Origin of the sequence: Paucidesulfovibrio gracilis DSM 16080, from assembly GCF_900167125.1 — a bacterium.
Lineage (GTDB): Bacteria > Desulfobacterota > Desulfovibrionia > Desulfovibrionales > Desulfovibrionaceae > Paucidesulfovibrio > Paucidesulfovibrio gracilis.
In genome coordinates, this window is record NZ_FUYC01000011.1 from 72253 (window position 1) to 80235 (window position 7983).

Genomic DNA, 7983 nt, shown 5'->3' on the forward strand with positions numbered 1-7983 from the left:
GGCACAGGCACAAAAAAACGTTCCGCCCCATACGCATTCTTCCTGCGTAAAGGGCGAAACGTTTTCGAGCCGATCCAACGGACCGTTCGCTCTTGCGGTCTATCAGCCCTCCTGGGCCACCCGGCTTTCGGTTTTGCACGTTCCTGCCGTGGCCACGGTGTTGCGCCCGTTGGCCTTGGCCACATACAGCGCCTGATCCGCCCGCAGCAGCAGGTCATTGTCCTGGTCCAGGCATCCCGGACTGATGGAAGAGACCCCGATGCTCACGGTCACGGTGATGGTCCGCCCCTGGAAACGGAAACGACGGCGACTGACGCGGCGACGAATCCGGTCGGCCAGCTTCCAGGCGTCCTCCTCCGAGGTATGCGGCAGCAGGAGCACAAATTCCTCCCCGCCGAACCGGGACGCAATGTCGCAACTGCGCACGGACTCCCGCAACAACGCGCCCACCTCGCGGAGCACCATATCCCCGGCCGCATGGCCATGGGTGTCGTTGATTTGCTTGAAATGATCCAAATCAAGCATCAACAGGGAGAGCTGACTCCCGTATCGCTGACTGCGTTTGAGTTCCAGGGCCAGCCGGTTGTCCAGGGTGTTGCGGTTGTGCAGCTTGGTCAGCCCGTCCCGGTCCGCACGGATCTTCACCTCGCGGTAGAGCCGGGCGTTGTTCAGGGCCAGGCCCAAGTGCCGGACCGCGGACTTGAGGGTCTGCACCTGATCCTTGGCCAGACGCACATCCCGCTCGCAAAGCAGAGCCAGGCAACCAAACTGTCCCTGGGGTCCGGCCAGGGGCAAAATCAAGGAACGTCCGGAATCCGGCGGCAAAGCAGCCCCACCGGCATCCATGCGTTCCACCTGGAATCCACCCACAGGCCCACCCTCGTGGCGCACTGTGGTTTCAAGCAAAAATTCCACCCAACGCTCCTCAAGCCCGTTGCCGAGCGAGCTGTCCAGCAGGAGTTCCACCTCGGCCTCGCCCGTATCTGGATTGCGCTGCCAAAACGCGGCCTGCAACAGCTTTACGGGCAACAGTAAAGCCAGATCCTCCAAGGCGCGACTCAAAATCTCCGAGGGATCCAGGCTGGAAGAGGCATTGGTCAGGAAACGATTCAGGAACAACAACTGGTCGGTCTTGCGCTTAAGCAGTTCCCGCTCCAGAAAAATTTCCTCGGTCATGCTGTAGATGTCCGAATAGAGGCTGGTGACCTCCTTGGCCCGGAAGAGCGCGTCCTGCACCTTGTGTCGGGTCAGGGGCATGTGCAGGGCCGTAAGGAACCCTTCCTCCAGCACGGCTTCCAGCTCCATCGGCTCGGTGTCCCGCTCCTGAAGCAGCACGCGCTGACAGTGGTCCAAGTCCTGCAAATCCTGGCGCAGACCGTCGGTCAGTTGCTGCCATGCACGCAGGGGGATCCAGGCCACTGCGGGCCGTTCCTCCCGAGCCATGTCCCGCAGCAGGCCGGAGCCTTCCGGGTAGTTCCGCAAGGCGAAACTCGGCCCCACGGCCTCCTGGATCCGGGCTGCTTCCGATTCGCTCAGGCCCAGTCCCCACATGGTTTCCGGTCCGACTTCCTGTTGCATTGTCTGGCCTCCTTGAGCACAAGCAAAATATTCCCGTCTTAATTCATGCAAAATAAAGACCAATCCTCAGATGGCGACAACAATCCGGAATCCTGTGACAATAATTTCCGGGGTCAAAATCGTGGCCGCGCTGTGGCAGGGCAATACCAGCCGCGTCAAAATGCGGACCCCGGCCCGCGGGTTTGACAAAACCATGCAAAACGGATTCATTCCTGAAATGAACAAAGCACCGGAACACAGCGGGAAAAAACGTGTTTGGGGAACCCTGGACCCGTTTTGGGAGTTTGGGGCGGTTCTGGGCCGCAAAATGGCCAATTCTTCCTTTTTAACGGCCCTGCTGCGTGCGGATCCCTTTGACGAGTATCACTTTTTCCCAGCCGGACAGGACCAGCGACGCGAACTGCGCACCCGGCTCCAGGAGGCGTTTCCCCCACTCGGCAAGAAAATCCACGTGCTGGATCGGCAGACCTTGCCGGACCACCTCGCCCGGACGCCCTACCACTGTTTCCATCAATCCGACTGCATCGTGCACCAGGCGCACCTGGCCCGGGCGCGCAATGCCTTCAGCCCGGAAATCTTTCCCATCACCGGGGTGACCCACTCCCTTTCCTACGCCAATTACGGCGAGGCCTTTCTCCGGCATCTCTGGCCCGGGGTCTGCCCCCGCGACGCCATCGTGTCCACCTCGCGTCCCGGCCTGGAAGCGGTGCGCACCCTGTTGGAGCATCTGCACCAGGGGTACGGCCTGGGTTCGCACATGGCCCGGCCCACCCTGCGGCGCATCCCGCTCGGTGTGGACGCGGACGCCTTTCCCGAACCCGCGGACCAAATGCGCGCCCAATGCCGCCAGACCCTGCAACTGCCGGAACAAGCCACGGTCTATCTCGTGTTCGGACGCATCTCCCACCATTCCAAAATGGACCTGCTCCCCCTGCTGCGCGCCTTCCAGCATGCGTTTCAGGACGCGTCCCAGCCCGAAAACACACGCCTGCGCCCGCATAACGCCGTGCTCCTCCTGGCGGGCTGGGTGGAGGATGATGATCCCTATCCCCAAACCCTTCGTGAGCTGGCCGCCAACATCGGACTGGATCTGCGCGTGGAAGCGCGCCCCGGGGAACGGCGCAAGGCCCGGCTCTATCAAGCAGCAGACGTGTTCGTTTCCATTGCGGACAACCCCCAGGAAACCTTCGGACTCACCGTGCTGGAAGCGGCTGCCGCAGGACTGCCCGCCGTGGCCTCGGATTACGACGGCTACCGCGACCTCGTGCTGCCCGAACAAACCGGCCTGCTCGTGCCCACGCTCGGACCGGCACGGACCACGGAACTGGACGTGATGGCTCCACTGCTCTTCGACAACCAGTACCACCTGCTTCTGGCCCAGCGCACCGCCGTAAGCATTCCCGAGCTGGCGCAAAGCCTGACCAGGCTGCATGCCCGGCCGGAACTCCGCCGAGCCATGGGCCGCCGCGCCCGGGAACGCGTGCTCGGCTCCCTGACCTGGGACCACACCGTCCGCGCCTACCTGGATCTTTGGAAGGAACTCTGGACCCTGCCCGCGGAACCGGCCGAAACGCACCGAAACACCCCCCACCCCGCGCAAATGCCCTATGCCCTGGCTTTCGCCGGATACGCTTCCCAACAGCTCCACCCCGAGGACACCTTTTCCATCGGGCGCACCGGCAACGCCATCTACCGCCGGCAAGACGCGCCCCTGGTCTACCCCGGTCTGGATACCCTGGCGCATGAAGAGTCCATCCGCCGGTTGCTCTTCCTGGCACGCAAACCAGCGACCACAGCCGAACTGACCCGGCAACTGCTCGAGGCCGATGTCTGCCCCAATGAAGAAACCGCCCAAGCCCTGCTCCTCTGGGCGCTGAAGCACGACCTATTGACGTGGGAAACGACACGACTAAGGCATCGTTAAAATCGGAAGCATCACAGTCTGTTCGACGATGTGCGAGCGCAAGACGCTATCGAGACAACGAAGAGATACTTGAATCGCGTATGGAAGACTCTACACCTTGCGAAGTACCTGTCGAAAATCGCTACTATTCAATATCTCAATAGAACAACGCCCATTGCATCTGCAAAAACAATCCAATACCCAAGGATTGGAACTTTTTTCGCGTAAGAATTTGAATTGCGGTCTTATCGTACCGATGAACAAAACAACCCTACATACTGTTCAAAAATGTGCGCATGCAAGGCGCAAAACAATGCAATAAGACGACCAGGACAAATTGCCAGCTCGTAGCGATCTGCGCCGTTGATGCGTACAATTCCAAAATTCACTCATAAAAGCGATGCAGTAGCTTCAACTACTTGTTGCACTCCGCAGCCTACCTTCCTGAATTTGCCAGCATATCAAAAGTCTTCAATGTAAAAGAAAAAAACAATTCTGTTCTGAACACTGTTAATCTACTATTAAACTAAACACTATCTGATGCAGTAATACAGTACTGCATCATTTTTTTTGATTTAGTAGTCAATATTAAGCACTGTGGCACTCTGTAGAAATACGTATTTGCACATTTTTTTATTGCAAAAAAAATTTAAACAGGCAAAAATTAGTCACCGCAATACAAAAGTGAGGATGTGCCGATGACACGTACAATTTTTCAAAGAAGCACAAAAGTGTTCTTAGGCGTGGCATTCTGTTTTTGCTTGTTAACAGCGTTTATTCAGACGGCAATGGCTTACGAGTTGCACTTGATTGATGATCCAGATGTAGAGAATGCAACGATAGCTGGTCTTAGCGGTGACGGCACAGTCATCATAGGACACCGCGATATGGGTATACTCTTCACATGGTCCGAAAGCGAAGGCATAGAAGATTTAAATTCCCCGATGCAGCCAGCAAAGCATGGGCATGCTGTCAACTTCGATGGGTCCGCCATCGTGGGATCCCTCGGGGGGGGACCGAACAAGCAGGCAGTACGCTGGACCAAAAACGGCGGTACATGGGACGAGGATGTGCTGGACACAGGCCTGATCCAAGGCCAGAACTATGGCTCCGAAGCAACTGGAGTCTCCGACGACGGGAGCGTCGTTGTCGGCACAAGAGGGATCACCCTTAACCCTAGGGCTTGGCGGTGGACCGAGGATTCCGACTTGCAAGAACTCGGTCTGCTTCATGAAACCAAATCGTCCTACTCCAGGGCAACCGCCGTGAGTGGAGATGGGAAGGTGATTGTAGGGCGCGGCGACGACCAGTTCGGCAATGACTGCGCCTTTCGATGGACCGAAGACCGGGGCATGCAGCAACTCGGTGAATTTTACGGCGGATGGGAATCCTATCCAAACGCGGTTGATGAGGACGGCGATACCATAGTAGGCAGCGCCCAAACCATTGATCGCGATACCAGAGCCTTCCGATGGGTCGCAAAAGACAACTCGCTGCATAATATCGACAACCTCGAAATACAGGGAGTTGATTCTCATTACTCAGAAGCAACGGATGTTTCTGCGGATGGCTCTATCGTTATCGGCAACTGGGAAGGGCGCCACGACGAACATGGGATGCTTTACATTCCCTTCCGCTGGTCCGAAGAAGAAAACAACATGATACCCTTGGAGCAAATCCTTTGGGAGAATGGTGTAGAGATTACGCAGTCGCTTGCATCAGCGGACGCCATCAGCGCGGATGGGCAAACCATCATCGGCACAGCGGTGGACAATGAGAACAACGAGCATATCTACATCATGCGGGAACAAGGCATCACCTCCCCGGTGGACCTCAGCAGTTCCCTCCTCCCCATGCGGCAGGTCAGCCTGACGGCAACCTCCATTGCCAAAAGCAACAGCACCGCCTTGATGGATGCTTCCCACGGGGCGCTGTTCAATACCACCACCGGTCTTTCCAGCGGTGATGAAATGCCCGGCCGGACCAGGGTCTGGGTGGTGGGTACGGCCATCAGCGACAGTTCCTTTGCCGGGGACGACCTCGGCGGCGAAGGTGGCTTCGGCGTAACCCACCACTTCGCCAACGGCTTCAGCATCGGTGGCGGCATCTTTGCAGGCAACCGTTCCATGGAGACCTCCCATGGCGGCAACCAGGACATCAGCATGTTCGGTCCGGGACTCTTCGTGACATACGCCCCGAATTCAGCCGGACTCCGACTCGAAGCCGGCGGCACGTACCACTCCATGGAGATGACCCTCAAACGCGGCTACGCAAACGGAACCGCCTCGGCGCAGTCCAAGGGCGACACCGAAGGCAACGCCTATTCCCTGTACGGCCGCGTTGGATGGGCGCAGCCCATTTCAGAGAGCTTTTCCATCCTTCCCTTTGCCCAATATACATGGCAAAAGGTCGATATCGACGGATACACCGAATCCGGCGGTCCCTTCCCGGCCCGGTTCGACGACCAGACGGATGAAGTCACCCAAAGTCGCCTGGGCCTGGAATTGCAATACGCCTACAGCAGAAACGTGGAACTCTGGACATGGGCCGCATGGTCCCACCGCTTTGAAAGCGAAGGCGCTTCCATGAGCGGGGAATTCACGGGATTGTACTCCTTCGATTACGGCGGGGAAACCATCGACCAGGATTGGGGCGATACCGGCATCGGCGCCAAGTGGCGTCCCTACCTCGGCTTCGAAACCTTCACACGGCTCGGAGTAGGGATCGAAAGCGACAACTACATCGAACCGGACCTCTCCCTGACCCTGGGCATGAGTTGGGATATCTGAACAAAAACATCTGCCCAAACAAACAGCACAACGAAAAGGGGTGGTCCTCAGGGATCACCTCTTTTTTGCGTGACTTGCTGGCCAGACAAACAGTTACGGCCACCCGGGGCGGAACAGTTGCCAACCCCGCCCGATCACATCGCTTCGGACCAACACAAGCAGCATCCAGCCCAGGCCGCAGCCGATCCGGTTTCCCTCTGCTTTATTCTGTTGCATCCTTTACGCGGAAAACGCATATTGCTATGGGACAAATAGTTTTTTATGGCAACGTGCGTCAGCCGGGCATTCAGCTCCACGCTCAAGGGCTTGATGACGCATTACCTCCCTCAAAAACAACGATCGGCCACAGCGCAACACTTTGCAAAGGAGTTTGCCCATGCGCATCGCACTTATGACCATGACTCTTGCCTTGCTCCTGGTTTCTCCGGCATTGGCCGAAGACTTCATCGGATCCATCAAAACCGCACAGGGCGAAGCCTATGTACAACGCGGTGATGAACGCCTGGACGCCAAGCCCGGGGATCACGTCTATCCGCAAGACGTGCTGCGCACCGGGGACGGCAGCCTGGGCATGCTCTTCCGCGACGATACCGCCCTCTCCCTGGGACCGGACAGCCGCGTGGCCGTGGAACAATTCGTTTTCGACCCCCATGGCGGCAACATGGAATTCATTACCCGCGTGACCAAAGGGTCCGCCGCCTTCATCACCGGACAAATGGGCAAAATCCGGCCGGAATCCTTCAAAGTGGAAACCCCGCAAGCCACCATCGGCATTCGCGGCACCCGCTTCGTGGTGGAGGTGCAATAATGCGGACATCCAAAATCACCCGCTCCGTTGCGTTCCCGGCTCTGTTCTGCCTGCTGCTCCTTATCAGCGCCTGCGGCCGCGCCACCGTGGTGCTGCTGCCCGCGCCGGAAGGACAAGCCAACGCCGTGGTCGTCACCCCCAAAGGCGGCGACCCCCTGACCCTGGATAAAACCGGTATGGCCGTGGACGTTTCCACCCTGACTACCAGCAGCTACGCCCTTTCCGAAACCGGCATCCAACAGCGCTTTTCCAACACACTGACAGCCCTGCCCGAACCGCCGGAACGCTTCCTGCTCTACTTCCACAGCGGAACCACCAAACTGCGCGACGACTCCCGCCCACTGCTGCCCAAAGTGCTCCAAGCCATCAAAGACCGGCAGTCCACGGATGTCTCCGTGGTGGGACATGCGGACCGGGAAGGCAACCGGAAATGGAATTTCACGCTCTCACGCATGCGCGCCCAAACCATCAGCGCGCAACTCCGACAAATGGGCGTAGATAAAAAACTGATGGAAATCACGTCACACGGCGAAGAGAACCCGCTCGTCCCCACTCCGGACGGCGTGTCCGAACCGCGCAATCGACGTGTTGAAGTCATCGTACGCTAACGTGTACGGCATGGGCCTTCGGCGACCAGGGGGAAAACCTTTCTGAAGAAAGGTTCTTCCCCCAGACCCCCTTTCCAAAGACTTTCACTGGCTCCAGGCCTGCGGCCTGTCGCGGCCGTCGTACATTGTTTTGCTTCATCCCCCCCTTTCCCCTCTCCCAAAAGAAAAGAACGGCCGAAGCCGTTCTTTTCTTTTGGGACGCACCGTTGCCGCGAGTTTCGGGAGGGCGGAGCCATCCCGGAAATCGCGGCAACAGAACGACACGCCGCCGCGCTGCTCCGCCTTGCCACTCCCCGG

The 7983-nt window shown here is 58.3% G+C and carries 5 protein-coding genes; 4 read left to right on the forward strand and 1 reads right to left on the reverse strand.

What is annotated here, in order from left to right; translation table 11 throughout:
• Window positions 1–102 precede the first annotated feature (102 nt).
• Entirely contained in the window at window positions 103–1578 is a 1476-nt protein-coding gene (locus B5D49_RS10920; RefSeq protein ID WP_078717737.1) for a GGDEF domain-containing protein, read from the reverse strand.
• 94 nt (window positions 1579–1672) lie between these two features.
• On the opposite strand from B5D49_RS10920, the gene B5D49_RS10925 reads away from it, so the two are divergent.
• The 4 genes from B5D49_RS10925 (at window position 1673) to B5D49_RS10940 (ending at window position 7686) form a co-directional block, all read left to right on the forward strand.
• A complete protein-coding gene (locus B5D49_RS10925) occupies window positions 1673–3502 on the forward strand; it encodes a glycosyltransferase family 4 protein (protein WP_327083020.1) in 1830 nt (609 codons plus the stop codon).
• A 923-nt stretch (window positions 3503–4425) separates the two neighbouring features.
• Complete coding sequence (locus B5D49_RS10930; RefSeq protein WP_159447208.1) at window positions 4426–6270, forward strand: autotransporter domain-containing protein; 1845 nt, start codon at window positions 4426–4428, stop codon at window positions 6268–6270.
• Between the two features lie 376 nt (window positions 6271–6646).
• Window positions 6647–7078 carry a FecR family protein gene (locus B5D49_RS10935; RefSeq protein WP_078717739.1) on the forward strand — a complete coding sequence of 144 codons (432 nt, stop codon included), beginning with the start codon at window positions 6647–6649 and terminating at the stop codon, window positions 7076–7078.
• Complete coding sequence (locus B5D49_RS10940; RefSeq protein WP_078717740.1) at window positions 7078–7686, forward strand: OmpA family protein; 609 nt, start codon at window positions 7078–7080, stop codon at window positions 7684–7686. Before B5D49_RS10935 ends, B5D49_RS10940 begins: the two co-directional genes overlap by 1 nt.
• Window positions 7687–7983 lie beyond the last annotated feature (297 nt).

Coding starts and splice junctions, on each gene's coding strand:
- B5D49_RS10930 (WP_159447208.1), top strand. CDS start 4,426: ATGCAGCCAGCAAAGCATGGGCATGCTGTCAACTTCGATGGGTCCGCC.
- B5D49_RS10935 (WP_078717739.1), top strand. CDS start 6,647: ATGCGCATCGCACTTATGACCATGACTCTTGCCTTGCTCCTGGTTTCT.
- B5D49_RS10940 (WP_078717740.1), top strand. CDS start 7,078: ATGCGGACATCCAAAATCACCCGCTCCGTTGCGTTCCCGGCTCTGTTC.
- B5D49_RS10920 (WP_078717737.1), bottom strand. CDS start 1,578: ATGCAACAGGAAGTCGGACCGGAAACCATGTGGGGACTGGGCCTGAGC.